The organism is Streptomyces adustus (assembly GCF_009377175.1).
GTDB classification, from domain to species: domain Bacteria; phylum Actinomycetota; class Actinomycetes; order Streptomycetales; family Streptomycetaceae; genus Streptomyces; species Streptomyces adustus.
In genome coordinates, this window is record NZ_VJZD01000143.1 from 1 (window position 1) to 24,136 (window position 24,136).

A 24,136-nucleotide genomic window follows, 5' to 3' on the forward strand; every position below is an offset into this window, starting at 1 on the left:
CTCCCCGACCCCTCCCAGAGCGCCCAGGCCCCCTCCGGCCAGAACGACGGCAACGCCACCGAGGGCACGGACAACGGCGGCAACGACGGCTCCACCACGACCGGGAACACCGGCGCGCCGACCGACGGCAGCGGCGACGGCTCCAGCACGGACGGCAGCTCCGACGGCTCCACCACGACCGGGAACACCGGCACGCCGACCGACGGCGGCACCACCGACGGCTCCTCCGGGGCGACCACCGGCAGCACCACGGGGGACACCGGCGGCGCCGGCTCCGTCGGCACCACCCTGGGGACGGGCGCCCTCGGCACCCGCAGGGAGTGAGCGGCCGGCCCGCCGGTCAGTGACCCGAGGTCGCCTTCAGCCCCACCACGGCGACCAGCAGCAGACCCACGAAGAAGATCCGGGCGGCGGTCGCCGGCTCCCCCAGCAGCACCATGCCGACCACCGCCGCACCGGCCGCCCCGATCCCCACCCACACGCCGTACGCCGTGCCGATCGGCAGCGACCTCGTGGCGTACGACAGCAGCACCATGCTCGCGACGATGCCGGACCCCGTGAGCAGACTGGGCACGAGCCGGGTGAATCCGTCGGTGTACTTCATGCCGACCGACCAGCCGACCTCCAGCAGACCGGCGACGACGAGCAGAACCCAGGCCATGACAGGCACCTCCGAGACGTACGGACCTCTTCCGGGTGCGTCGTCTTTTCGTGCAACAGCAGGCCTGCCGACCTCGGTCGGGCAGCCTGCGCCCCGGTACGGCGCGTCTCGTCGGGCTCCTTCCAAACGTAGCAAAAGAACGAAGAGAGGGCTGGTGACCATGGTCACCAGCCCTCTTCAGTCGCAGAATCAGAGATACAGCCCGGTGGAGTCCTGCGACCCCTCGAACCGATCCGCCGCCACCGCGTGCAGGTCGCGCTCGCGCATCAGCACGTACGCCACTCCCCGCACCTCGACCTCGGCACGGTCCTCCGGGTCGTACAGCACCCGGTCACCCGGCTCCACGCCCCGTACGTTCTGCCCCACCGCGACGACCTCGGCCCAGGCCAGCCGGCGCCCCACCGCGGCCGTGGCCGGGATGAGAATGCCGCCGCCGGAACGCCGCTCGCCCTCGGCGGTGTCCTGCCGCACGAGTACGCGGTCGTGCAGCATCCGGATGGGCAGCTTGTCGTGCTGCTCGTTTCTGTTGGCGCTCACACCACTGAACCTACCTGTCCCCTACGAATCCGTACGCGGGTGGGTCGCCCGCCGCTCAGCGCCTGCGGCGCCTGGACCCGACGACGAGCAGCCCCACCAGGCCGACCGCGACCAGCGCGACGGGGACGATCCGCTCCATCCTCGGCGTGCCCTCCTCGTCGACGAACTGGGCCTTCACATCGCTCACGGCCCGGTTCACACCGACGTACGCCCGTCCGAGCGTGTGGTCGATGTTGGAGACGACCTTGGCCTTGGCGTCGCCGACGATGGTCTTCGGGTGCACCCGCACACCGATCTCGTCGAGAGTCTCCGCCAGAACGTCCCGGCGGCGCTTGATGTCCGCCTCGATCTGCGCCGGGCTTCTGGTGTCCGACGTTTCCGACGTGTCCGCCACCGTACGGCCTCCAAAATCTGCTGATGCGTTGTTCCGGACAGTCTGTCAGGTTCGCGCCGCGCCGCACGGTCAGGACCCCCGGTTACGCTAGGCCGATGAGCGAGCGACTCCAGCCCGGGGACACCGCCCCCGCCTTCACCCTCCCCGACGCCGACGGGAACGAGGTGTCACTGGCCGACCACAAGGGCCGCAAGGTGATCGTCTACTTCTACCCGGCGGCCCTGACCCCCGGCTGCACCAAGCAGGCGTGCGACTTCACGGACAACCTGGACCTCCTGGCCGGCGCCGGGTACGACGTCATCGGGGTCTCCCCCGACAAGCCGGAGAAGCTGGCGAAGTTCCGCGAGAAGGAGTCCCTGAGGGTCACGCTGGTCGGCGACCCCGACAAGACGGTGCTGGAGGCGTACGGCGCCTTCGGCGAGAAGATGAACTACGGCAAGAAGTACCTGGGCGTCATCCGCTCCACGATCGTCGTGGACGAGGAGGGCAAGGTGGAGCGTGCCCTCTACAACGTCCGCGCGACGGGCCACGTAGCCAAAATCATCAAGGACCTGGGCATCTGAGCCCCTCCCACCACCCTTGAAGCGGCCTGCCCCGGACACCCCGGCGCGGGCCGCTCCGCATTTCGGGCGTGACTGTCCGAGGCGCTGGAGAGGCTCGGGGTGGAGTCGTCAACGGCGACTGGAGCGACGACCGGCGGGCGAACCTGCGGTTGTCGTGCCCGAATTGCCATGCGGTTACCGACACCTGGTGCAGAGGCGGCAGACGCCGACGCACGTCGCCCAGTAAAGTAGGCCCGACCCCGGCGCCCGTACGCCAAGGGCTGAGCGGCGATCTTTAGGTGGTCGTGTCTGTCGGTTCGAATCCGACCGGGCGCACAGATCGGCCCCTCGCCTTCGTCATCGAAGACGAGGGGCCGTCGTGCGAGCTCAGCCCAACAGCTCCCGTACCACCGGTACCAGGCCCCGGAAGGCCTTGCCGCGGTGGCTGATCGCGTTCTTCTCGGACGGGGTCAGTTCCGCGCAGGTGCGGGTCTCGCCGTCCGGCTGGAGGACCGGGTCGTAGCCGAAGCCGTTCGTGCCGGCCGGGGCGTGCCGCAGGACGCCTCGCAGTCGGCCCTCGACCACGCGTTCCGTGCCGTCGGGCAGGGCGAGGGCGGCGGCGCAGGCGAAGTGGGCGCCGCGGTGTTCCTCGGCGATGTCGGAGAGCTGGGCGAGGAGCAGGTCCAGGTTGGCCCGGTCGTCGCCGTGGCGGCCGGCCCAGCGGGCGGAGAAGATGCCGGGTGCGCCGCCCAGGACGTCGACGCACAGGCCGGAGTCGTCGGCGACGGCGGGGTGGCCGGTGGCCTGGGCGAGGGCGTGCGCCTTGAGCAGGGCGTTCTCCGCGAAGGTGACGCCGGTTTCCTTGACGTCGGGGATGTCGGGGTAGGCGTCCGCGCCGACGAGGTCGTGGGGCAGTCCTGCGTCGGCGAGGATCGACCTCAGTTCGGTGATCTTTCCGGCGTTGCGGGTGGCGAGGATCAGGCGCGTCATGGGAACCAGTATCCCGGGCGCGGCCTCGCGGTTCTTACGGTGTGCAGACCTTGGTGAGTTCGCCGGCGGCGTCGGTGACGGGGCTGAGGTCGGGGGTGTTGTCGCCGTTGTCGACGGCGGTGCGGACGTTGGCGACGGCCTTGCGGAGGTCGTCGACCGCCTTGTTGACGTCGGCGTTGTCGGTCCGGTCGCCGATCCGGTCGAGGTTGTTCTCGATGGAGGCGATGGACTGGCTGGTGCGGGTGGGGTCGTCCGCGGTGTTCTCGACGGCCTGCTGGAGGTCGGTGACGCTGTCGGCGATGGTGTCGGCGGTCTGGACGCAGTCGAGAGCCGTGCCGACGGCGTCGCAGCCGGCGGTGAGGCCGGTGGTGAGTGCGACGGCCGCGAGGGCGGTGGCGATGGTGGTGCGGTGGCCTCGGCGTCTGTTCGCGCCCATGGGTGGTTCCCTCCCCGTTGTCGGGCCCGTGGGCCCCGTTCCCGTTGTGGTGCCGCTGGGGGCGCACGGTGGTGTGCCGTGCGCCCGTACTCGTAGGGACGCGGCGGGTGAGGGGCCGGTTGCCCGGCCGAGCCGTTCCGCTTGGGGTGTCTTTTACTTTTCGAGGACGGCTTCGAGTGCCGTGCGCTGTGCGGCGGCGAGGTCGATGCAGCCGGAGACGGCGAGGTCGAGGAGGGAGTCGAGCTCGGCGCGGTCGAAGGGCTGGGCCTCGGCGGTGCCCTGGACCTCGACGAAGCGGCCGTCGCCGGTGCAGACGACGTTCATGTCGGTCTCGGCGCGGACGTCTTCCTCGTAGCAGAGGTCGAGCAGGGGCACTCCGGCGACGATGCCGACGGAGACGGCGGAGACGGTGCCGGTGAGGGGCTGGCGGCCGGCCTTGACGAGCTTGCGGCCCTGGGCCCAGCTGATGGCGTCGGCGAGGGCGACGTAGGCGCCGGTGATGGCGGCGGTGCGGGTGCCGCCGTCGGCCTGGAGGACGTCGCAGTCGAGGACGATGGTGTTCTCGCCGAGGGCCTTGTAGTCGATGACCGCGCGCAGGGAGCGGCCGATGAGGCGGCTGATCTCGTGGGTGCGGCCGCCGATCTTGCCGCGGACGGACTCGCGGTCGCCGCGGGTGTTGGTGGCGCGGGGAAGCATGGAGTATTCGGCGGTGACCCAGCCTTCGCCGCTGCCCTTGCGCCAGCGGGGCACGCCTTCGGTGACGGAGGCGGTGCAGAAGACCTTGGTGTCGCCGAAGGAGACGAGGACGGAGCCTTCTGCGTGCTTGCTCCAGCCGCGTTCGATGGTGACGGGGCGGAGCTGTTCGGGGGTGCGGCCGTCGATTCGAGACATGCGCCGAGCCTAGTCGCACAACGGGAGGGGCCCCCTCCCTTGGTGGGAAGGGGCCCCGTCCGGGGGAGGCGGATGCCTCACATCATGTCTTCGATCTCCGCGGCGATGGGGTCGGCGTCGGTGCCGATGACGACCTGGATGGCGGTGCCCATCTTCACGACGCCGTGGGCTCCGGCGGCCTTGAGGGCGGCGTCGTCGACGAGGCTGGCGTCGGCGACCTCGGTGCGCAGCCGGGTGATGCAGCCTTCGACCTCTTCGATGTTCTCGATGCCGCCGAGCCCGGCAACGATCTTCTCAGCCTTGGTGGCCATGTTCCTTCTCCCTGTTACGAACCGCTTTGTCGCAGTAACCCACAGTTGGCCCAACTTTGCGAGCGGTCGTGTCGCGGGTGTCGAATGCTGGTGCTCACGACAACGGAACCGTCCGCGAACTGGTCTACACCACCAGGCGGACGGTCGCCAAACCAGGCCCCCTCGGCGAGGAGCCCGATGAGCGCAGACGCCACGATCAGCCCGGCCCGTCAGCGCTGGAACGGCTTGTTCCAGGGTTTGCAGAAGATGGGACGCAGCCTCCAGCTGCCGATCGCGGTGCTCCCGGCCGCGGGCATCCTCACCCGGCTGGGACAGCCGGACGTGTTCGGGGACGAGGGGCTGGGCTGGACCGACGTCTCGAAGGTGATGGTGGGCGCGGGCGGCGCGCTGCTCGACAGCGCCTTCGGGCTGCCGATGCTGTTCTGCGTGGGTGTGGCCATCGGCATGGCGAAGAAGTCGGACGGGTCGACGGCGCTCGCGGCGGTCGCGGGGTTCCTCGTCTACTTCAATGTGCTGCGCCAGTTCCCGGAGGACTGTGCGGCGGGCTCCAAACCGGTCGCCACGGGCTGTCAGTTGACGGACGGTTCGGTGACGGTGTTCGCGTACCAGAATCCGGGGGTGTTCGGCGGCATCGTGATGGGGTTGCTGGCGGCGTACTTCTGGGCGCGCTATCACCGTACGAAGCTGGTGGACTGGCTGGGCTTCTTCAACGGCCGCCGACTGGTGCCGATCGTCATGTCGTTCGTCGCGATCGCGTTCGCGGCGCTGTGTCTTTGGGTGTGGCCGCCGGTGGGTGACGCCCTGGAGAGTTTCTCCAACTGGCTGGACAGCCTGGGTTCTTACGGCGCGGGCATCTTCGGGGTGGCGAACCGCGCGCTGCTGGTGATCGGTCTGCACCAGTTCCTGAACGTGCCCATCTGGTTCCAGTTCGGCAGCTTCACCAAGCCGGACGGCACGGTGGTGCACGGTGACATCAACATGTTCCTGGCGGGCGACCCGACCGCGGGCCAGTTCACCTCGGGCTTCTTCCCGATCATGATGTTCGCGCTGCCGGCGGCGGCGCTGGCGATCACGCACTGCGCGCGGCCGGACCGGCGCAAGGAGGTCGGGGGTCTGATGCTGTCGGTGGCGCTGACGTCGTTCGTCACCGGGATCACGGAGCCGCTGGAGTACTCGTTCATGTTCGTGGCGCCGTTGCTGTACGTGTTCCACGCGCTGCTGACGGGGGTGTCGATGGCGGTGACGTGGGGGCTGGGGGTGCACGACGGGTTCAGCTTCTCGGCGGGACTGATCGACTACGTCATCAACTGGAACCTGGCGACCCGGCCTTGGCTGATCGTGCCCATCGGCCTGGGCTTCGCCGCCGTCTACTACGCGGTCTTCCGGTTTGTCATCACGAAGTTTGATTTGAGAACACCTGGGCGGGAACGCGCAGATGAAGTGGAAGATGTCACAAAGGTGTAGAGCGTCGCTTTTGTCACAAAGCCCTCGGACTGATGGTCCGGGGGCCTTACTTTTGTCCGGTATGGACCGGATCGGTACATCCCATGAGCACCGCGGGTAGCGAGCCGGTAGCTGGATTCACGGGTTCCTTAGATGGTCCCCAATCGGCTATAACAGGTCTACACCACTGAGTGGTGTAGACCATCCCCTTGATGGAGGAACGCTATGAGCACCGCCACCGCAACGGCGGCCCCCGCAAAGAAGCGGGGATCCGGCCTGTTCCAAGGCTTGCAGAAGGTCGGTCGCAGCTTGCAGCTGCCGATCGCCGTACTGCCGGCGGCGGGCCTTCTGCTGCGTCTCGGCCAGCAGGACGTACAGGACAAGCTGCACCTGCCCGCCAAGGTCACCGCCGTGTTCGGCACCGCGGGCGGCGCGATCTTCGACAACCTGCCGATGCTGTTCTGCCTCGGTGTCGCGATCGGCTTCGCCAAGAAGTCCGACGGCTCCACCGCGCTGGCGGCTCTGGTCGGCTTCCTGGTCTACAGCAACGTCCTCAAGGCGTTCCCCGTCACCGAGGCGAAGATCCAGGCGGGCGCGGACATAGCCGCGACGTACAACAACCCCGGTGTCCTCGGCGGCATCATCATGGGTCTGCTGTCGGCCGTGCTGTGGCAGCGCTACCACCGCAAGCAACTGGTGGACTGGCTCGGCTTCTTCAACGGCCGCCGCCTGGTGCCGATCATCATGGCGTTCGTCGGTACGGCCATGGGCGTCTTCTTCGGCCTGATCTGGGAGCCGATCGGTCACGGCATCGCGAACTTCGGCGAGTGGATCACCGGTCTCGGCGCCTTCGGCGCGGGCCTGTTCGGTCTCATCAACCGCGCGCTGATCCCGGTCGGCATGCACCAGTTCGTGAACACCGTCTCCTGGTTCCAGATCGGTGACTTCACCAACTCCGCGGGTACGGTCGTCCACGGTGACCTCAACCGGTTCTTCGCCGGTGACCCGACCGCCGGACAGTTCATGTCGGGCTTCTTCCCCATCATGATGTTCGGCCTGCCGGCCGCCGCGATCGCCATCGCGCACTCCGCCCGTCCCGAGCGCCGCAAGGCCGTGATGGGCATGATGATCTCGCTGGCGCTGACCTCCTTCGTGACCGGTGTGACCGAGCCGATCGAGTTCGCGTTCATGTTCATCGCGCCGCTGCTGTACGCGATCCACGCGGTGCTCACCGCCCTGTCCATGGCGGTGACCTGGGCGCTCGGTGTCCACGCGGGCTTCACGTTCTCGGCCGGCTTCATCGACTACGCGCTGAACTGGAACCTCGCCACCAAGCCCTGGATGATCATCCCGATCGGTCTGGTCTTCGCGGCGATCTACTACGGCGTCTTCCGCTTCGCGATCACCAAGTTCAACCTCCCCACCCCGGGCCGCGAGCCCGAGGAGGAGGTCGAGGACCTCACGAAGGCGTGAGTCACCTCTGACCTGAAGGTCCGAACGGCAGAAGGCCCCCGGAGCGCTGTGGCTCCGGGGGCCTTCGTCATGTCGTGTGACCGGCCCGGCGGTTCGCGATGTCGTGAGACCCGTGGGTCGCGGGACGTGGAACCCGTGGGTCGTCGGGACCTAGACCTCGTACGACGCTCTCGGCGCCGCCAGTTCCAGCGGTCCGTCGTACACCGCTCGCGCGTGCGCCAGGTTGATCGCGGGGTCCGTCCACGGCGGCACGTGGGTCAGCACCAGGCGGCGGACGCCCGCGCGGGCCGCCGTCTCGCCCGCCTCGCGGCCGTTGAGGTGCACGTCGGGGATGTCCTCCCGGCCGTGGGTGAAGGCGGCCTCGCACAGGAACAGGTCGGTGTCCCGGGCGAGTTCCGTCAGCACGTCGGTGACTCCCGTGTCACCCGAGTACGTCAGCGAACGGCCGCCGTGCTCGATGCGGATGGCGTACGCCTCCACCGGGTGGGCCACGCGTTCGGTGTGCACGGTGAACGGGCCGATCTCGAACGTGGACGGCTTGACCGTGTGGAAGTCGAAGACCTCGCTCATCGACGAGGCGGTGGGGGTGTCACCGTAGGCCGTGGTGAGGCGGTGCTCGGTGCCCTCGGGCCCGTAGACCGGGATCGGGGCGCACGGTCCGCCGTCGTGACGGTAGTAGCGCGCGACGAAGTAGGCGCACATGTCGATGCAGTGGTCGGCGTGCAGATGACTCAGGAAGATCGCGTCGAGGTCGTAGAGACCGCAGTGACGCTGCAACTCTCCAAGGGCACCGTTGCCCATGTCGAGCAGCAGCCGGAAGCCGTCGGCCTCGACGAGGTAGCTCGAGCAGGCCGATTCCGCGGACGGGAACGACCCCGAGCAGCCGACGACGGTGAGCTTCATAAAGCAGAAACCTCCGCTGGCGGGAATACTGGGAAAAGGGGGGACGGGGGTCGTGCGGTCCGTCGAGCGTAAGGCGCAAAACCGTCGGTCGCTCCTCCGCCAGGGGCCGTTGTGGGCGAACTCACCCGTGGTGTCACCGGATCGGCTGGAAGCGGAGCCCGGGGGCGTGGGGCAAGGCGCGCGTCGGGGATTGTGCGCCGGTAACGTCGTCGTATGGACACGTCATGGTGGCTGGCGCTGGCGGCGGTGGTGCTGCTCGCGCTGGTCGCCGTGCTCGTCGACGGCTGGGGGCGAAGCGGTCGGCCGTCCCGGCGCCGGAGCCGTCCGCCGGGGCGGCCGGGGCTCAGGAGAGGTGCGGGGCGGCCGCGGCCGGCGGAGATCTGGTGGGCGAGCGTGCCGTACGAGGACCGGCCGGGGGGCAAGGACCGGCCGTGTCTGGTGCTGTCGGTGCACGGGCGGCGGGCGACGGTCGCGAAGATCACCAGCAGGTATCACGACGAGCGGGCCGGGGTGATCCCGCTGCCGCCGGGTGCGGTCGGGGACGCGCAGGGGCGGACGAGCTTCCTTGAGACGGACGAGTTGCGGCAGGTGCCGCTGATGGACTTCCGGCGGCGGGTGGGCGTGGTGGACCCGGTCCTGTGGGACCAGGTGCGCCACCTGGCCGGCTGAGGAACGCGCGCGGGCTCAGCGCACGGTCACGGCGACGGTCCATTCCTCGATGCTCTTGCAGGACATCTGGCCGGGGCTGCCGTGCTGGGGGCACATCGGGCGCGACGAGGTGAGTTTCGCGTCGCCGCCGGTCACCGCGTCGTAGGCGGCGACGGCGTCGCCCGGCAGGACGGCGATGCCCGGGTTCGCGGCCTTCAGCGCGTCGCCGCTCGCCGTGACCGGGCTCCAGGGCCGTTCTCTGGTGCCGTCCAGGGTGAGGCGGATCTGGCCGCCCCTCGTCAGACAGACGGCGCGGCCGTTGTCGGCGGCGGTGAGTTCCATGTGGGACGTGCAGGCCGGTGACGCGGGCGGGGTGCCGGACGGGGTCCCGGGCTCCGACGCGCTCGACGGCGTACTCGGAAGTGCGCTCGAAGGGGTGGTCGCGGAGGGGCTGGAGGACGGGGACCCCGAGCCGTCGCCGCCCGAGCCCCCGTGCTGCGCGCCGCAGCCCATGAGGAGGAGCGTCGCCGCGGCGAGCGTGGTGACCGTCGTGCGGTGGAGCGTCGTACGGCGCATGGGGTGACCGCCTTTCCGCCGGATCCGGTACCTGGTGCAGATGTGACGTTCCACCCGCGCATCCGGATCCCCGAAGGGCCCCGGCCGTGTCGCACGGCCGGGACCCCCGCTCGGCGGTACGGGGTCAGCTGGTCGTGACGGCGGTGTCGTCCACGACGAAGCTGGTCTGGAGGGAGGAGTCCTCCACACCGCTGAACTTGATCGTGACCGTCGAGCCCGCGAACGAGGACAGGTCGAAGGTCTTCTGGGTGTAGCCGGTGGCGGCGTTGAGGTTGGAGTACGTCGCCAGGGTGGTCGAACCGGCGGTGACCGTCAGCTTGTCGTACTGGCTGCTGGTGCTGGTCTCCGCGGTGTCGACGTGCAGGTAGAAGGTGAAGCTCGCCTTGCAGCCGGAGGGGACGGTCACCGACTGGGACAGGGTGTCGGTGTGGGTGGAGCCGTAGCCGTCCAGCCAGGCCTTGTACGAACCGGCGTGTGCCGCCTCGCCGGAGTCGGTGGTGATGACTCCGCTGCTCGCGGTCCAGGTGGTGTTGCCGGACTCGAAGCCCGGGTTGCCGAGCAGCTGGGCGGAGGTGCAGGTGCCGCCGCCTGAGGTGCTGACGGTCCAGGTGAAGGAGGCCGAACCGGAAGCCCCGGTGGAGTCCTTCGCGGTGACGGTGGTGCTGTAGGTGCCCGCGGTGGACGCCGTGCCGGAGATCAGGCCGGTCGAGCTGCTGATGGACAGGCCGGTCGGCAGGCCGGTCGCGCTGTAGGTGAGGGTCGCGCCCGCGCTGTCGCTCGCGGATATCTGGAGGCTGACCGAGCCGCCGGTGGCGGTCGACTGGCTGCCCGGGTTGGTGACGGTCACCGTGTTGCCGGTGCTGGTGCCGGAGGCGAAGGCGGTGGTGCCGTTGGGGGTGCCCCAGCCGGTCGGGCCGTCGTAGCCGGTGGCCGCGGTGCAGAAGTACGAGGTGGTGCAGGAGCCGTTGTTGCCGCTGGTGACGTCGTACAGGTTGGAGGTGTGGGAGTAGGGGTACTTCGCCGGGTAGTCGCTGGAGCCCGGGGTGCCGGCCAGGGCGTAGACGCCGGCGATGATCGGCGCGGAGGCGCTGGTGCCGCCGTAGACCGCCCAGCCGGAGCCGCCGTAGGTGTCGTAGACCGCCACACCGGTGGCCGGGTCGGCGACCGCGGAGACGTCGGACTCCATGCGCTTGGTGCAGCCGGTGTCGGTCTGCCAGCTGGGCTTGGAGTCGTAGGAGGAGCAGCCGGAGCCGGTGCCCTCGGTGCTGGAGGTCTTCCAGACGGACTCGGTCCAGCCGCGGGTGGAGGAGGAGGTGGACAGCGCGGTGCCGCCGACGGCGGTCACGTACTGGGAGGTCGCCGGGTACTCGGCGCCGTAGCCGGAGTCGCCCGCGGAGACGGTGATGGCGACGCCCGGGTGCTTGAAGTAGGAGGTGTCCTCGCCGGTCTGGGAGGAGGACTCGCTGCCGCCCCAGCTGTTGGAGACGAACTTGGCGCCGAGCGCGACGGCTTCGTTCTCGGCGGTGCCGAGGTCGGAGTCGTTCGCCGAACTGGCCTCGACCAGGATGATGTTGCAGTTCGGGCAGACCGCGCTGACCATGTCGATGTCGAGGGCCTCTTCACCGGCCCAGCCGGTGTCGTTGCTCGGCAGCGAGGTGGTGGAACCGGTCTGACTGACCTGCTTGAAGCAGCCGTTGGCGACCGTGCAGGCCGACAGGCCGTAGGTCGAGCGGTAAGTGGCCAGGTCGGAGGCCGCGTTGGGGTCGTTGTAGGCGTCGACGACGGCGACGGTCAGTCCGGAGCCGCCGGTCGAGGGCAGGTTGTAGGCGCTGTGCAGGTTGGCCGGGCTCAGGCCGGAGGGCGCGGCGGCGGCGAGGGCGGCGGACAGCTGCTGCTTGATGTCGGTGCGCCGCTGGGCGAAGCAGGACGCGTGGCCGGGTTCGGCGGTGGCGCAGAGGTGCTCGGTGGGCACCTTCTGGCCGGCCTTGCCGGTGGCGTGGACGGTCTGCCGCTCGGGGGAGGTGAGGGCCTGGGCGTTCTGGGTGGTGCGGGAGGTGGAGGTCGCGGCTGGGGCCGCGGCGGTCTGGGCTCCGGCCGCGGGGGCCGCCATGAGGCCGGCGACGGTGAGGGCGAGGGCCGGGACGGCTGCGGTCAGAAGTCTTCGCAGGCTCGGTCGCCGCTTGCTCGGGCGTGACTCACGCATGGGGTACTGCCTCCATCGGATGTGGGGATCTCGACGTGGGTGGCAGGCTTGTGACGCGCGTAGCGGCGGCTCGGACCGCGGTCATGAGCATGACACTTGCGACATCGACATGACACTTCGAACACTTCGAACATTTGGAACACCTTCGGCGCCTCGCCCTGTCCGGCCTATCCGGACGAGCTGGAACTGGCTGAGTCGGATCTGGATGAGCCGAATCTGAATGAGCTAGACATGACAAGGCGCGGGCAGACCGTAGCCCGCCCGGACAGCGGCCGGGCAGGCCCGCGGGAAGATCTTTGCCGCCCCATAACGCGCCTTAGCCCCCTCATGAGAGGGGGTTGGCGCATCGATGAGAAGGACTATGCCCAGAGCTGGCCCTGAAGGGTCTCGATGGCCTGCTCGGTGGTGGCGGCGGTGTAGACGCCGGTGGAGAGGTACTTCCAGCCGCCGTCGGCCACGACGAAGACGATGTCGGCGCTCTCGCCGGCCTTGACCGCCTTGGTGCCGACGCCGATCGCGGCGTGCAGGGCGGCGCCGGTGGAGACGCCCGCGAAGATGCCCTCCTGCTGGAGGAGCTCGCGGGTGCGGGTGACGGCGTCCGCGGAGCCGACGGAGAAGCGGCTGGTCAGCACGGAGGCGTCGTAGAGCTCGGGGACGAAGCCCTCGTCGAGGTTGCGCAGGCCGTAGACCAGGTCGTCGTAGCGCGGCTCGGCGGCGACGATCTTGACGTCCGGCTTGTGCTCGCGCAGGAACCGGCCCACGCCCATGAGGGTGCCCGTGGTGCCGAGGCCGGCCACGAAGTGGGTGACGGAGGGCAGGTCGGCGAGGATCTCGGGGCCGGTGGTGGCGTAGTGGGCACCGGCGTTGTCGGGGTTGCCGTACTGATAGAGCATCACCCAGTCGGGATGCTCGGCGGCGAGCTCCTTGGCGACGCGCACGGCGGTGTTGGAGCCGCCCGCGGCCGGGGAGGGGATGATCTCGGCGCCCCACATGCCGAGCAGGTCCCGACGCTCCTGAGAGGTGTTCTCGGGCATGACGCAGACCATGCGGTAGCCCTTGAGCTTGGCCGCCATGGCCAGGGAGATGCCGGTGTTGCCCGAGGTGGGTTCGAGGATCGTGCAGCCGGGGGTGAGCCGGCCGGCCTTCTCGGCCTGCTCGATCATGTGCAGGGCGGGGCGGTCCTTGACCGAGCCGGTGGGGTTGCGGTCCTCCAGCTTGGCCCAGATGCGGACGTCGGCGGACGGCGACAGCCGCGGCAGGCGCACCAGAGGGGTGTTGCCCACCGCGGCCAGCGGGGAGTCGTAGCGCATGGGTGCCCGGGAACCGATCAGGCCATGCCGCCGGCGACGGCCGGCAGGATCGTGACGTTGTCGCCGTCGGTCAGCTTGGTGTTGATGCCGTCCAGGAAGCGGACGTCCTCGTCGTTGAGGTAGACGTTGACGAAGCGGCGCAGTTCGCCGCCCTCCACGATGCGGGCCTGGATGCCCGCGTGGCGGGTGTCGAGGTCTGCGAACAGCTCGGCGAGGGTCTCCCCGTTGGCGTCGACCGCCTTCGCGCCGTCGGTGTAGGTGCGGAGGATGGTGGGGATGCGGACCTCGATGGCCATGACTGAGGGCTCCTGTCGGGAGTGGCGGGTTCGGTGGGCGCGCGGCGGTGCCGGGCGGGGTGGCGCGGATCGGGCGCCGCGGCTCACGGGCCGTACGGCGGCAGGGGTCGGCGTCAACAGATGGCGCTGGCGAGCCTGCACAGGTCGACGTGCAGCCGCGCCACGAGCAGTGCGCCCGGCGTCTTCTCGCTCACGTCGTACAGAACCATGGGCTCATCGTATCGATTCCCGGTCCGGGTTCCGGAGTGCCGTCCCATATGACGGACTCTTTTCGACCGAGGGGCGAGATCAGTACGCCTCCACGACCTTGACCTCCTCCTCCGTCACCTGGCCTTCGACGATCCGGAAGGAGCGGAACTGGAAGTCGCCGGCGCCGTCGGTGTCCGCGGTGGAGACGAGGACGTAGTGGGCGCCGGGCTCGTTGGCGTAGGAGAGGTCGGTGCGGGAGGGGTAGGCCTCGGTCGCGGTGTGGGAGTGGTAGATGATCACCGGCTCCTCGTCGCGGTCGTCCATCTCCCGGTAGAGCTTGAGCAGGTCCTGGGAGTCGAACTCGTAGAACGTGGGTGAGCGGGCGGCGTTCAGCATGGGGATGAAGCGCTCGGGGCGGCCTTCGCCCACCGGGCCCGCGACGACGCCGCAGGCCTCGTCGGGGTGGTCCTGGCGCGCGTGGTCGACGATCCGGTCGTACAGGGCCTGGGTGATGGTCAGCATGCCGGTCAGGATAAACAGACGGGCCCTGCCGTACCGAAGAGTGGTACGGCAGGGCCCGTATGCCGGACGCCCTGAGCGGCTGCCGGAGGGAACGCCACGAGTGCTCCCTGCGGCCGGACGTCCTCGGGGTGGTCAGCCCACGTTCTCGAACTCCGGCGCGCGGCGCTCGGCGACCTGGGGGTTGCGGGCCTTGAGCGCGTACCAGCCGACGGCGAGGGCGGCGGCCCAGCCGGCCATCACGTAGAGGCAGACGCGGGAGTCCGCGTCGAAGGCGATGAGGCCGGTGACGAAGAGCAGGAACACGATGGCGACCCAGCTGAACCGGGCGCCGCCGGGTGCCGGGAAGGAGGAGGCGGGCAGGCGGCCGGCGTCGACGGCGCGGCGGTAGAGGACGTGGCTGATCAGGATCATCAGCCAGGTCCAGATGCCGGCCGCGGTGGCGACGGAGGTGACGTAGCCGAAGGCCTTCTCCGGGACGACGTAGTTGAGGACGACGCCGATGCCCATGAAGAGCATGGAGACGGTGATGCCGAAGGCGGGGGTCTTGGTGGCGGAGAGCCTGTTGAAGACCTTGGGGGCCTCGCCGTTGTCCGCGAGGGTGCGCAGCATGCGGCCGGTGGAGTACATGCCGGAGTTGCAGGAGGACAGGGCGGCGGTCAGCACGACGAAGTTGACGATGCCCGCGCCCGCCGGGATGCCGATCTTCGCGAACGCCTCGACGAAGGGGCTGACGCCGGGGGCGAACTCGGTCCACTTCACCACGCACAGGATGACGCTGAGGGCGCCGACGTAGAAGAGGGCGATGCGCCAGGGCAGGGTGTTGATCGCCTTGGGGAGGGTCTTCTCGGGGTTCTCGGACTCGCCCGCGGTGACGCCGACGAGCTCGACGGCGAGGTAGGCGAACATGACGCCCTGGAGGGTCATGAGGGAGGAGCCGATGCCCTTGGGGAAGAAGCCGTCGAACTGCCAGAGGTTGGCGACGGAGGCGGTGTCGCCGGCGGCGCTGAAGCCGAAGGTCAGGACGCCGAGACCGATGACGATCATGCCGACGAGGGCGGTGACCTTGACCATCGAGAACCAGAACTCGATCTCGCCGAAGAGCTTCACGGAGATCAGGTTGGCCACGAACAGGACGATCAGGAACACCAGCGCGGTCACCCACTGCGGGATGGCGGGGAACCAGAAGTTGACGTAGATCGCGGCGGCGGTGAGTTCCGCCATGCCGGTGACGACCCACATCAGCCAGTAGGTCCAGCCGGTGAAGTAGCCGAAGAACGGGCCGAGGAATTCGCGGGAGTACTCCGCGAAGGAGCCGGAGACGGGACGGTAGAGCAGCAGCTCGCCGAGCGCCCGCATGATGAAGAAGATGACCACGCCCGCGAGGGCGTACATGAGGATGAGGCTGGGGCCTGCCTTGGCGATGTTCGCCCCGGCGCCGAGGAAGAGCCCGACACCGACGGCTCCGCCGATCGCGATCATCTGGACCTGGCGGCTGCCGAGTCCGCGCTCGTACCCCTCTTCGGGGGTGCTGTCCTTGTCGACCTGCACAGAGGTCATGTGTGGTGCGCCTTTCTCCATGCCGAACCGGGCCTTTCGTCGGCCTCGGATCCGGTCGCGATCCCCCCGGATGTATGGAGCGAGCGGGCTCGGGGCTCTCCGAGTCCGCTCCGTGCCTGGCCGACGGTCGTCGGCTCGGTGGCGCACCCGGCGGGGGCATGGGTGGTCCTCGCCGGGCGGTCGTGAAGATTTATCACGCACTTACTCTTGATCGCCCTGGCGATTTGTGGCGTATCACACAAGAAGAAGCGGCCAAAGGGTGCACAAAGTGGACACAGTCGGCCGCTGCGGTAACGCGATCGTTATCCGGATTTGAGCGTCCGCTGAGCGAACGCCCGCCCGGGCGGATCAGGGCATGAGGGTGGACACGAGCGTCTCCTGGAGCCCGCCCAGCCAGAGATAGGCCATCACCATCGGCTTGCGCGGGTCCTCGTCCGGGAGGCGGTAGAGGAGGTCGGTGTCGTCCTCGTCGCTGATCTCCAGCCGCGAGCCGATAGCCAGCCGCAGGTCGTTCAGGGCGCTCAGCCACTGACGGGACTCGGCGGGCGACAGCTTGAGTACCGCGCCGCTGTCACCGGCGGCGGAGGTGAGCGCGTCCAGGGTCCGGATCACCGCGAGCGCGTTCTCGCGCTTGCCGGCCCGCAGGTCGTTCTCGGTGTACCGGCGGAACTCCGCGGAGTGCGCCCGCTGCTCCTCCGCCTCCTTGGGCCCCGGGTTGGCCTCCGGGTCGCCGTAGGCGTCGGGGAAGAGCCGTCTGAGGACCGGGTCGGCGGGCGGCTCGCTCGGGCCCTCGGCGAACAGCTCGGCGAGCGGGTCGGCCGAGGCGTCCTCGGCGGGGCCGGGACCGATGAGCTCCAGGAGCTGGACGGTCAGCGAGCGGATGATGGAGATCTCGACGTCGTCGAGGGCGACGGCCGCGCCGCCGCCGGGGAGCGGTTCGAAGTGTCCTGGCATGGAGGCGATTCGCTACTTCCGGTCCTGCTGGAGGGTGGCCCACAGACCGTAGCCGTGCATGGCCTGCACGTCGCGTTCCATCTCCTCGCGACTGCCGCTGGAGACGACCGCCCGGCCCTTGTGGTGGACGTCGAGCATGAGCTTGGTGGCCTTGTCCTTGGTGTAGCCGAAGTACGACTGGAAGACGTACGTCACATAGCTCATCAGGTTGACCGGGTCGTTGTGGACGATCGTGACCCAGGGGACGTCGGGCTCGGGTACGGCGAAGACCTCCTCCGCCGACTCGGTGCGTTCGATCTCCAGGGGTGCGGGTGACGTCACAGAGCCCATGCTGCCACCCGAGGGGGGTGGTCGCACAAACAGGCCGCCCGTGGCACCCCCGAAACTGAAATCGTCAGAGTGACGAAATGGGAGTACGATCCGGGTCATGGACGTAGCGGACCTTGGCCTGCCGGTGGACGTTCCCTCGACGGCACTCTTCACCGACCAGTACGAACTGACCATGCTTCAGGCCGCGCTCAAGGCGGGCACCGCCGAGCGGCGCAGCGTGTTCGAGGTGTTCACCCGGCGGCTGCCGGACGGGCGGCGCTACGGCGTCGTCGCGGGCACCGGGCGCGTACTGGACGCGATCGAGAACTTCCGCTTCGACGCGGACGTCCTCGCCTTCCTGCGCGAACGCGCCGTCGTCGACGAGGCGACCCTGGCCTGGCTCGCCTCCTACCGGTTCTCCGGTGACGTGTGGGGCTATCCCGAGGGCGAGGTGTACTTCCCGGGCTCCCCGATCATGCGGGTCGAGGGCACCTTCGCGGAGTGCGTGCTGCTGGAGACGGTGATCCTGTCCGTCCTCAACCACGACTCGGCGATCGCGGCCGCCGCCTCCCGGATGTCCTCCGCCGCCGGCGGGCGGCCGCTGATCGAGATGGGCGCCCGGCGCACCCACGAGCTGGCCGCGGTCGCCTCGGCGCGCGCCGCGTACGTGGGCGGTTTCAGCTCCACCTCCGACCTGGCGGCCGGTTTCCGCTACAACATCCCGACCGTCGGCACCTCCGCCCACGCCTTCACCCTGCTGCACGACCACGAGCGGGACGCCTTTCAGGCGCAGGTCGCCTCGCTGGGCCGGGGCACGACCCTGCTGGTGGACACCTACGACGTCGCCGAGGCGGTCCGCATGGCGGTCCAGGTCGCCGGGCCCGAGCTGGGCGCGGTGCGCATCGACTCCGGCGACCTGCTGCTGGTCGCGCACCGGGTGCGCCGGCAGCTCGACGAGCTGGGCGCCCGCGACACGAAGATCATCGTGACCTCCGACCTGGACGAGTACGCGATCGCCTCGCTGGCGGCGGCGCCGGTGGACGCGTACGGCGTCGGTACGCAGCTGGTGACCGGGTCCGGGCACCCGACCTGCTCGATGGTGTACAAGCTGGTCGCCCGGGCCGGCTCCACCGACCCGAAGGCGCCGCTGCTGCCGGTGGCGAAGAAGTCCAGCGGCGGCAAGACCTCCGTCGGCGGCCGCAAGTGGGCCGCGCGGCGGCTGGACGAGAACGGGGTCGCGGAGGCCGAGGTCGTCGGCACGGGGGCGGTGCCGACCGAGCTGCTCGACCGGCGGCTGCTGGTCGAGCTGGTCAAGGGCGGCGAGGTCGTCGCCCGCGAGCCCCTGGACGTCGTGCGCGAGCGGCACACGGCGGCCGTCGCCGGTCTGCCGCTGTCCGCCACCCAGCTGTCCCGGGGAGAACCCGTCCTTCCTACGGAGTACGTCCACGGACGGTCGGGTAGCTAGAGCGAGTGCTCGCACGCACGGCCCCGGCCGCCCTCTCCCGTACCGCCCGCGAAGTCTCTAGGCTCGAAGCTTCCCGGCCGGGTCCCTGTCACCGGCCCCCCGACCTCCTCCCGTCCTCGTCCCGTCCTCTCCCCCACCGCGATCCCACTGCCGAAGGACACCCGCCATGCGCCGCGCCCTGATCGTCGTAGATGTGCAGAACGACTTCTGCGAGGGAGGCAGCCTCGCGGTGGCCGGGGGTGCCGATGTCGCCGCCGCGATCACCGAGCTGATCGGGCAGGCGCCCGCCGGCTACCGGCACGTGGTGGCCACCCGTGACCACCACATCGCACCCGGTGGCCACTTCGCCGACAATCCCGACTTCGTCCGCTCCTGGCCCGCGCACTGCGTCGCCGGCACGGAGGGGGTCGGCTTCCACCCGAACTTCGCGCCCGTGGTCGCCTCCGGGGCGATCGACGCCGTGTTCGACAAGGGGGCGTACTCGGCGGCGTACAGCGGCTTCGAGGGCGCCGACGAGAACGGGGTCCCGCTGGGCGACTGGCTCAGGGCGCGCCAGATCGAGGAGGTGGACGTGGTGGGCATCGCCACCGACCACTGTGTACGGGCCACCGCCCTGGACGCCGTACGGCAGGGCTTCCGCACCCATGTGCTCCTCGACCTGACCGCCGGGGTGGCCGAGGAGAGCACCGCCCGGGCGCTGGAGGAGCTGCGGGCCGCGGGTGTGGAGCTGACCGGCAAGCCGGTCGTCTGACCCGCCGGGAGCGGTCGGGAGGCCGGGCGCCGGGCCCGTCAGGCCGGGGCCGTCGGGCGTCTGAACAGGGCGCGGATGGGGTGCCACAGCTCGGGCGGGGTGACCTCGCCGTCGGGCGCCGTGCGCCATATCAGGCCGTCGGGATGGTGCAGGACCGCGGTGATCTCGTCCGGTGTCGGCGGGGCCGTGTTGCCCCGCAGGTAGACGGCGCGCAGACCGAGGTTGCGCAGCCTGGTCAGGGCCCGGGCACGGTTGCGGGCGTGCACGAGCACCCGGACGCCGCCGGAGCCCTCGGCGTCGGGGCTGGGCAGGTTCAGCGCCACCACCACCATGCCGTCCGGCAACTTGCAGAAACCTCCCACAGCCATGCGGTCACACCCCCGTGCGCATCGGTGTCAATAAGAAATCCACAGCACGCACCTAAACACGATCGGCGGCAACCCGCCAAGGGGCTGCCGCCGATACGCCTGTGACCTGCTAAAACGTGATCTACTTGTGGGACGGGGTGACCAGGAGCTTGATCGTCGAGCCGCTCAGCGGCTCCTGGACGATCGTGATCCGGGTGTTGGTGTCAGTGATCTTGACACCGGCCCGCGGGTTCGACGCGTCGTAGTACGTCGACTTGCCGTCGTCGAAGACCGGGACCCCGGGCTGCGACTTGATCTTGGTGGCGACGTCGGCCTTGTGCAGCGTGACGGCGTCGGTCGGGTACCAGCTGAACGGGGAGTCGTAGGCCTGGATGCGGTTGCGCATCAGCGTGCCGTCCGCCCACTTCAGCGGCGTCGGGTGCGAGTCGATCGGCAGGATCAGACCCGTGCCCGGGTGCGCGCTGGTGTTGTCGTCGACCTGGGAGGTGTCCCACTTCCAGATCAGCAGACCGTTCTGGTACGCGTAGTGCTCCACCCAGTCCGGACGGGTCGTCGAGAAGCCGAAGTTGTACGGACCGGTCTTCAACTGCTGGTCGTACGACACGTACTGGCGGTTCTCGGCGATGTAGTACTGGTCGTAGTCGTCCGTGACGGACGCGCCGACACGGGTGAAGCCGGCCGCCGTCCAGGCCGGGTCCGCGGACTCGACGTTGTCGGAGAACAGCGTGGCGCCGTCGGCGGTCACGGTGATCTCGTCGGCCGTGAAGCCCTTCAGCGCCGCGCCGCCGTCGGTCTGGTAGCGGAAGCGCAGGTCGACCTTCTTGCCCGCGTAGGCGTCGAGCGGGAACGTCAGCTTCTGGTACGCGGCCACCGAGCCGGTGAGGGCGGGCTTGCCGCTGCCGTCACGCGGGATGGCGGTGCCGTCGGCCAGAGTGCCGTCGACGGGCGTCCAGTTGGCGCCGCCGTCGGTGGAGACCTCGGTGTAGAGGTAGTCGTAGTCCTGCTCGATGTCCCACCAGCCGTCGAGGGTGAGGGCGGCGGACGCCTTGCCGGTCAGATCGACCGAGCGGGTCAGGGTGTTGTGCAGGTCGTTGCCGCTGCCGCTCCACCACTGCGTGGCGCCCTGGGCCGGGGCGACGACGTCGGTGGTGACCGTCTTCCTCGGCAGCTGGACCACGAGGGCCTGCGGGTTCTTGGTGTTGTACTCCGCGACGCCCAGCGTGTGCGCGGACAGCTTGCCGGCCTTCGCCACGTCGTAGTCGAGCCAGCCGAGCTGGAGCTTGTCCCAGGCGTTCATGTCGCCGGGCAGGTCGCCGATGGCGTCCTTGCCGGTGCCGAGCCAGGAACCGGACGACATCAGCGTCCAGAAGCCGGTGGAGTTCTCGCCGCCCGCGGTGTCGTACTCGTCGGGCAGGCCGAGGTCGTGGCCGTACTCGTGGGCGTAGACGCCCAGGCCGCCGTTCTCCGGCTGGATGGTGTAGTCGCCGACCCAGATGCCGGTGTCACCGATCTGCGTGCCGCCGAGCTTGTTGGTGTCCGGGCCGGTGGAACCGGCGTCGGTGCCGAAGGCGTACCAGCGGTGCGCCCAGATCGCGTCCTCGCCCTGGGCGCCGCCGCCCGCGGACTCGTCCTCACCGGCGTGCACGATCTGGAAGTGGTCGATGTAGCCGTCGGGCTCGTTGAAGTTTCCGTCGCCGTCGTAGTCGTAGCGGTCCCACTGGTCGTACTGGGCCAGCTCGGTCCTGATCTCGGCGGCGGTGTCGCCGGCCGCCTCGCGCTGGGCGACCCAGGCGTTGACGCCGTCCTGCACCGCGTACCAGGCGCCGGTGGCGGCGTCGTTGGAGCCGTAACGGGCCTCGTTGTAGGGGACCTTGACCCAGTCGGTGACCTCACCGTCGACCGAGTAGCGGCCCGAGGACTGCTTCTCGTAGTACTTCTTCAGCGACTCGGTGTTCTTGCCGGTGCCGAAGTAGAGGTCCTGGAAGTGCGCCTGGTTGTAGTCCGCCTGCCAGGCGGTGCTGTTGTCCTTGGCGCGGTCCGGCGCGGCGATCTGGTTGTGCAGCGGGCCGGCGGTGCCGCCGTAGCGGCTGTCGACCTGGTCGCCGAACTCCACCAGGATCGTGAAGATCTTGTCGGTCTTCTCGCGGCCGAGCTCGACGTACTTGCTGCCGCCCTGCTTGCCCTTCAGCTGGACGACCTGCGAGCCGTTGCGGTCCTTGACCGTGGCCTTGCCGGATATGACCTGCTGGAGAGCTTCCTTGCGCTGCGCGTCCTGAGTCTTGCTCAGGGGGCCGTCGAAGTCGTGCTCCTTGCTCTTGACCGGCTGCGGATCGTGCCGGTCCACCGCGGGACTTCCCGCGGACGTGCCCTCCGCGGCCTGCGCCACCGCGAAGGTCGAGAACGTCACCGAGGCCGCCGCTAGGGCGACGACCGTGGCGGCCGCTCTGAAGGTTCTGGGTCTGCTGCTCACTTGATGTCCTCCCCTGACGCAACCGGACGCGCGGAAGGGGGGCCTGTTCAGGAAAGGTCCGCGCACGGTTAAACGCGTGTAGTCAAGTGACGTCATTTGACTACTGGTTTACGAGAAAAGACAGACCTTGACTTGAGCAGGACAACTGCACTATGCGAAGCAGGAGTTCGTATTACGGACACGCGGCTGTAACACAACAGGCGCGCACGGACGTCCACTTGGCGGACTCCATGACTCCGTGCGCCCCCTGTGCACCAGCGCTGTAGGTTAGGCCACGCTTACCGTTCGTTCCGCTCGGGCATGCAGCCGATTAGAGTCGACTGGCGGAAGGCCAGGAAGTCGGCGGAATGCCAGGCCGCCACCCCTCCGACCCCCCTTTCTCTCCGAGGACACGATTGCCATGCCTCGTCCGACTGCCGCACAGCTCGCCTACGGTTCGTCCACCGTGATCTTCTCGACGCTCGCCATGCTGCTGCTGTCACAGACGAGTTCGGGTGTGGGGATCGCGGTCATCGCCCTCGCGGCGCTCGCGCTGGGACTCCTGGTCTCGATGACGGTCCCCCTGCCGAGGTCACGCGCCACCGCCTCGGCCGAGGCGCGCACGGCCGCCGGGGCCCCGGCCTCGACCGAACGCGTCGAGACCGTCCAGAGCGTTCAGACCGTCGCGGACGTCGCGACGGTGGAGGCCGTCGAGGTGCGGGTGCCGACGGCCGGTTGAGACCGGACGACGAGACGGCGGGCCCGTGATCCCACGGGCCCGCCGTCTCGTCGTCCGGTGTCAGACGATACTGACCACCACCGTCTTGGCCGCCTTGTCGTGCAACCCCTGCTTGTAGGGCCGGTCGAAGAAGCTCCAACCGCCCGCGATCGCCGTCCAGATGCAGGCGCAGCAGAAGGCGAACGGGATCCACAGCACCGCCGCGCGCACCAGCGAGGTCTGGGTGGAGGGCGTCGCGCCGTTGTCGAGGTCCGCCACCCGCATGCCCAGCCACTTCTTGCCGAGGGTCTGCCCCGACCTGCTGATCAGGTAGGTGTCGTAGGCGATGTAGAGCACCGCGGCGATGAGGGACTGGGTGAACGACCTGCCGTAGGAGATCCGGTCGCCGTCCATCCCGAACTCGTGGACCCCGATGGGCCAGGTGACCAGCCAGACGACGATGCCGACGAGGATCATGTCGATGATCCGGGCGAGGGTGCGCCTGCCGCTGTCCGCGAGCGGGGGCATGCCCGCCAGCGGGTCCGCGGGGTACTGACCGCCGCCGTAGGGACCTCCGCCGCCGTACGGGTCACCGCCGTGGGGCGGGGGTTGGCCGCCGTACGGGCCGCCACCGCCCGGAGGGGGCGGCTGACCGCCGTTGTACGGGCCGCCGCCGCCCTGGTGCCAGCCGCCGCCCGGGGGCGGCTGACCGCCCGGCGGCGGGGTCTGCGGGCCGCCCTGGGGTGTGTCGTACGGCGAACCCGCGCCCGGCCCGGGCGGGGGCTGCTTTCTGAACGGGTCGTCGTCCGGTGGCTGCGGTCCGGAGCCGGGGGGCGGTTCACTGCTCATGGCCCGAGTCGACCTCGAACCCTCCGGTTCCGCATCCGGCGAGCGGCCGTCCGGAGTACGGCCGCTGCCGCGCCCCGGCCGTCGTGGTCAGTCCGCCACGAAGGTGTGGGCCGCCTTGTCGTGCCAGCACTGGTGCCACGGGCGGTCGAACAGGCACCACAGGACGCCCACGACGCCGAAGCCGAGCAGCCCGGGCACGCTGTACACGAGCCAGCGGCGCAGGGCCGCGCCGAAGGCCGGGGGCTCGTGGCCCTCGATGTCCCGCACTCGGCGCGGCATGTCCGCCCGGTCGGTGCGGGCCGCGTTGCGCCGGGCGCACACCTCCTCCGGGACGTCCAGCACGATGGCGATGGGCAGCACGTCGTACTTCCTGGCGAGGTCGATCAGTTGA

The 24,136-nt window shown here is 69.6% G+C and carries 28 protein-coding genes, 1 tRNA gene, 2 pseudogenes and 1 riboswitch; of the genes and pseudogenes, 10 read left to right on the plus strand and 21 right to left on the minus strand.

The genetic code is table 11. From position 1 onward, the window contains the following. A pseudogene (locus tag FNH09_RS47190) lies at positions 1–324 on the plus strand (serine/threonine protein kinase); the annotation flags it as partial. 16 nt (positions 325–340) lie between these two features. Here the strand turns inward: FNH09_RS47190 and sugE are convergent. The 3 genes from sugE to FNH09_RS28825 all read right to left on the minus strand — a co-directional run bounded on the left by sugE (position 341) and on the right by FNH09_RS28825 (position 1,592). Further along, positions 341–661 (minus strand): quaternary ammonium compound efflux SMR transporter SugE, encoded by a 321-nt coding sequence (gene sugE / locus FNH09_RS28815; protein WP_152892841.1) that lies wholly within the window; start codon positions 659–661, stop codon positions 341–343. Between the two features lie 34 nt (positions 662–695). After that, a riboswitch (guanidine-III (ykkC-III) riboswitch) is annotated at positions 696–799 on the minus strand. Between the two features lie 51 nt (positions 800–850). Beyond that, entirely contained in the window at positions 851–1,153 is a 303-nt protein-coding gene (locus FNH09_RS28820; protein WP_152892865.1) for a GroES family chaperonin, read from the minus strand. Between the two features lie 100 nt (positions 1,154–1,253). Further along, positions 1,254–1,592, minus strand: coding sequence for a DUF3618 domain-containing protein (locus tag FNH09_RS28825; RefSeq protein ID WP_162469255.1), 339 nt, complete (start codon positions 1,590–1,592; stop codon positions 1,254–1,256). Positions 1,593–1,687: 95 nt separating this feature from the next. Here FNH09_RS28825 and bcp point away from each other — a divergent pair, with 95 nt between their 5' ends. The 3 genes and pseudogenes from bcp (at position 1,688) to FNH09_RS28840 (ending at position 2,470) form a co-directional block, all read left to right on the plus strand. Next, on the plus strand, positions 1,688–2,155 hold the full coding sequence (gene bcp, locus FNH09_RS28830) for a thioredoxin-dependent thiol peroxidase (protein WP_152892842.1): 468 nt from the start codon (positions 1,688–1,690) through the stop codon (positions 2,153–2,155). 107 nt (positions 2,156–2,262) lie between these two features. Beyond that, positions 2,263–2,433 (plus strand): annotated as a pseudogene (locus FNH09_RS50270) (zinc finger domain-containing protein); the annotation flags it as partial. Then, positions 2,398–2,470 (plus strand) — tRNA-Leu (locus FNH09_RS28840). The pseudogene FNH09_RS50270 and the gene FNH09_RS28840, both read left to right, overlap by 36 nt. A 51-nt stretch (positions 2,471–2,521) precedes the next feature. On the opposite strand, the gene rdgB is transcribed toward FNH09_RS28840, so the two are convergent. From rdgB to FNH09_RS28860, 4 genes are all read right to left on the minus strand, one after another. Continuing rightward, on the minus strand, positions 2,522–3,124 hold the full coding sequence (gene rdgB, locus FNH09_RS28845; protein WP_152892844.1) for an RdgB/HAM1 family non-canonical purine NTP pyrophosphatase: 603 nt from the start codon (positions 3,122–3,124) through the stop codon (positions 2,522–2,524). A 34-nt stretch (positions 3,125–3,158) separates the two neighbouring features. Then, entirely contained in the window at positions 3,159–3,560 is a 402-nt protein-coding gene (locus tag FNH09_RS28850) for a hypothetical protein (protein WP_152892845.1), read from the minus strand. A 153-nt stretch (positions 3,561–3,713) separates the two neighbouring features. Then, positions 3,714–4,451 (minus strand): ribonuclease PH, encoded by a 738-nt coding sequence (gene rph, locus FNH09_RS28855; RefSeq protein WP_152892846.1) that lies wholly within the window; start codon positions 4,449–4,451, stop codon positions 3,714–3,716. Positions 4,452–4,528: 77 nt separating this feature from the next. Next, on the minus strand, positions 4,529–4,762 hold the full coding sequence (locus FNH09_RS28860; protein ID WP_152892847.1) for a PTS sugar transporter subunit IIB: 234 nt from the start codon (positions 4,760–4,762) through the stop codon (positions 4,529–4,531). Between the two features lie 177 nt (positions 4,763–4,939). Here FNH09_RS28860 and FNH09_RS28865 point away from each other — a divergent pair, with 177 nt between their 5' ends. Both FNH09_RS28865 and FNH09_RS28870 read left to right on the plus strand, forming a co-directional pair. Continuing rightward, the gene (locus FNH09_RS28865; RefSeq protein WP_152892866.1) at positions 4,940–6,226 is read left to right on the plus strand and encodes a PTS transporter subunit EIIC; all 1,287 of its coding nucleotides are present in this window, start codon (positions 4,940–4,942) and stop codon (positions 6,224–6,226) included. Positions 6,227–6,430: 204 nt separating this feature from the next. After that, positions 6,431–7,678 carry a PTS transporter subunit EIIC gene (locus FNH09_RS28870; protein WP_152892848.1) on the plus strand — a complete coding sequence of 416 codons (1,248 nt, stop codon included), beginning with the start codon at positions 6,431–6,433 and terminating at the stop codon, positions 7,676–7,678. Positions 7,679–7,828: 150 nt separating this feature from the next. On the opposite strand, the gene FNH09_RS28875 is transcribed toward FNH09_RS28870, so the two are convergent. Next, entirely contained in the window at positions 7,829–8,581 is a 753-nt protein-coding gene (locus FNH09_RS28875; protein WP_152892849.1) for an MBL fold metallo-hydrolase, read from the minus strand. Between the two features lie 213 nt (positions 8,582–8,794). On the opposite strand from FNH09_RS28875, the gene FNH09_RS28880 reads away from it, so the two are divergent. Beyond that, entirely contained in the window at positions 8,795–9,250 is a 456-nt protein-coding gene (locus FNH09_RS28880; protein WP_152892850.1) for a type II toxin-antitoxin system PemK/MazF family toxin, read from the plus strand. Positions 9,251–9,265: 15 nt separating this feature from the next. On the opposite strand, the gene FNH09_RS28885 is transcribed toward FNH09_RS28880, so the two are convergent. The 9 genes from FNH09_RS28885 to clpS all read right to left on the minus strand — a co-directional run bounded on the left by FNH09_RS28885 (position 9,266) and on the right by clpS (position 17,166). Next, a complete protein-coding gene (locus FNH09_RS28885) occupies positions 9,266–9,805 on the minus strand; it encodes a hypothetical protein (protein WP_152892851.1) in 540 nt (179 codons plus the stop codon). Between the two features lie 124 nt (positions 9,806–9,929). After that, a complete protein-coding gene (locus tag FNH09_RS28890; RefSeq protein ID WP_152892852.1) occupies positions 9,930–12,008 on the minus strand; it encodes a putative Ig domain-containing protein in 2,079 nt (692 codons plus the stop codon). 359 nt (positions 12,009–12,367) lie between these two features. Beyond that, complete coding sequence (locus FNH09_RS28895; protein WP_152892853.1) at positions 12,368–13,318, minus strand: PLP-dependent cysteine synthase family protein; 951 nt, start codon at positions 13,316–13,318, stop codon at positions 12,368–12,370. 17 nt (positions 13,319–13,335) lie between these two features. Further along, positions 13,336–13,614 carry a MoaD/ThiS family protein gene (locus tag FNH09_RS28900; protein ID WP_152892854.1) on the minus strand — a complete coding sequence of 93 codons (279 nt, stop codon included), beginning with the start codon at positions 13,612–13,614 and terminating at the stop codon, positions 13,336–13,338. 113 nt (positions 13,615–13,727) lie between these two features. Further along, positions 13,728–13,823 (minus strand): winged helix-turn-helix domain-containing protein, encoded by a 96-nt coding sequence (locus tag FNH09_RS48940; RefSeq protein ID WP_238427166.1) that lies wholly within the window; start codon positions 13,821–13,823, stop codon positions 13,728–13,730. 79 nt (positions 13,824–13,902) lie between these two features. Continuing rightward, positions 13,903–14,325, minus strand: coding sequence for a M67 family metallopeptidase (locus FNH09_RS28910; protein ID WP_152892856.1), 423 nt, complete (start codon positions 14,323–14,325; stop codon positions 13,903–13,905). A gap of 132 nt (positions 14,326–14,457) precedes the next feature. Further along, a complete protein-coding gene (locus FNH09_RS28915) occupies positions 14,458–15,882 on the minus strand; it encodes an amino acid permease (RefSeq protein WP_152892857.1) in 1,425 nt (474 codons plus the stop codon). 348 nt (positions 15,883–16,230) lie between these two features. Further along, positions 16,231–16,836 carry a DUF2017 domain-containing protein gene (locus FNH09_RS28920; RefSeq protein ID WP_152892858.1) on the minus strand — a complete coding sequence of 202 codons (606 nt, stop codon included), beginning with the start codon at positions 16,834–16,836 and terminating at the stop codon, positions 16,231–16,233. A 12-nt stretch (positions 16,837–16,848) separates the two neighbouring features. After that, positions 16,849–17,166 carry an ATP-dependent Clp protease adapter ClpS gene (gene clpS, locus FNH09_RS28925; RefSeq protein WP_152892859.1) on the minus strand — a complete coding sequence of 106 codons (318 nt, stop codon included), beginning with the start codon at positions 17,164–17,166 and terminating at the stop codon, positions 16,849–16,851. A gap of 97 nt (positions 17,167–17,263) precedes the next feature. On the opposite strand from clpS, the gene FNH09_RS28930 reads away from it, so the two are divergent. Then, positions 17,264–18,610, plus strand: a complete 1,347-nt coding sequence (locus FNH09_RS28930) for a nicotinate phosphoribosyltransferase (RefSeq protein WP_152892860.1) — start codon at positions 17,264–17,266, stop codon at positions 18,608–18,610. Positions 18,611–18,776: 166 nt separating this feature from the next. Then, positions 18,777–19,361 carry an isochorismatase family protein gene (locus tag FNH09_RS28935; protein WP_152892861.1) on the plus strand — a complete coding sequence of 195 codons (585 nt, stop codon included), beginning with the start codon at positions 18,777–18,779 and terminating at the stop codon, positions 19,359–19,361. Positions 19,362–19,399: 38 nt separating this feature from the next. On the opposite strand, the gene FNH09_RS28940 is transcribed toward FNH09_RS28935, so the two are convergent. Together FNH09_RS28940 and FNH09_RS28945 are read right to left on the minus strand one after the other, a co-directional pair. Further along, positions 19,400–19,729, minus strand: a complete 330-nt coding sequence (locus FNH09_RS28940; RefSeq protein ID WP_152892862.1) for a hypothetical protein — start codon at positions 19,727–19,729, stop codon at positions 19,400–19,402. Between the two features lie 121 nt (positions 19,730–19,850). Continuing rightward, on the minus strand, positions 19,851–22,199 hold the full coding sequence (locus tag FNH09_RS28945; RefSeq protein ID WP_162469256.1) for an immune inhibitor A domain-containing protein: 2,349 nt from the start codon (positions 22,197–22,199) through the stop codon (positions 19,851–19,853). Between the two features lie 400 nt (positions 22,200–22,599). Between FNH09_RS28945 and FNH09_RS47195 the strand changes: the two genes are divergently transcribed. Next, on the plus strand, positions 22,600–22,917 hold the full coding sequence (locus tag FNH09_RS47195; protein ID WP_162469253.1) for a hypothetical protein: 318 nt from the start codon (positions 22,600–22,602) through the stop codon (positions 22,915–22,917). Between the two features lie 60 nt (positions 22,918–22,977). Here the strand turns inward: FNH09_RS47195 and FNH09_RS28955 are convergent, their stop codons facing one another. Next, positions 22,978–23,745, minus strand: coding sequence for an RDD family protein (locus tag FNH09_RS28955; protein WP_152892864.1), 768 nt, complete (start codon positions 23,743–23,745; stop codon positions 22,978–22,980). Between the two features lie 87 nt (positions 23,746–23,832). Next, a partial coding sequence (locus FNH09_RS48945; RefSeq protein ID WP_238427164.1) for an RDD family protein occupies positions 23,833–24,136 on the minus strand: 304 nt, incomplete at its 5' end.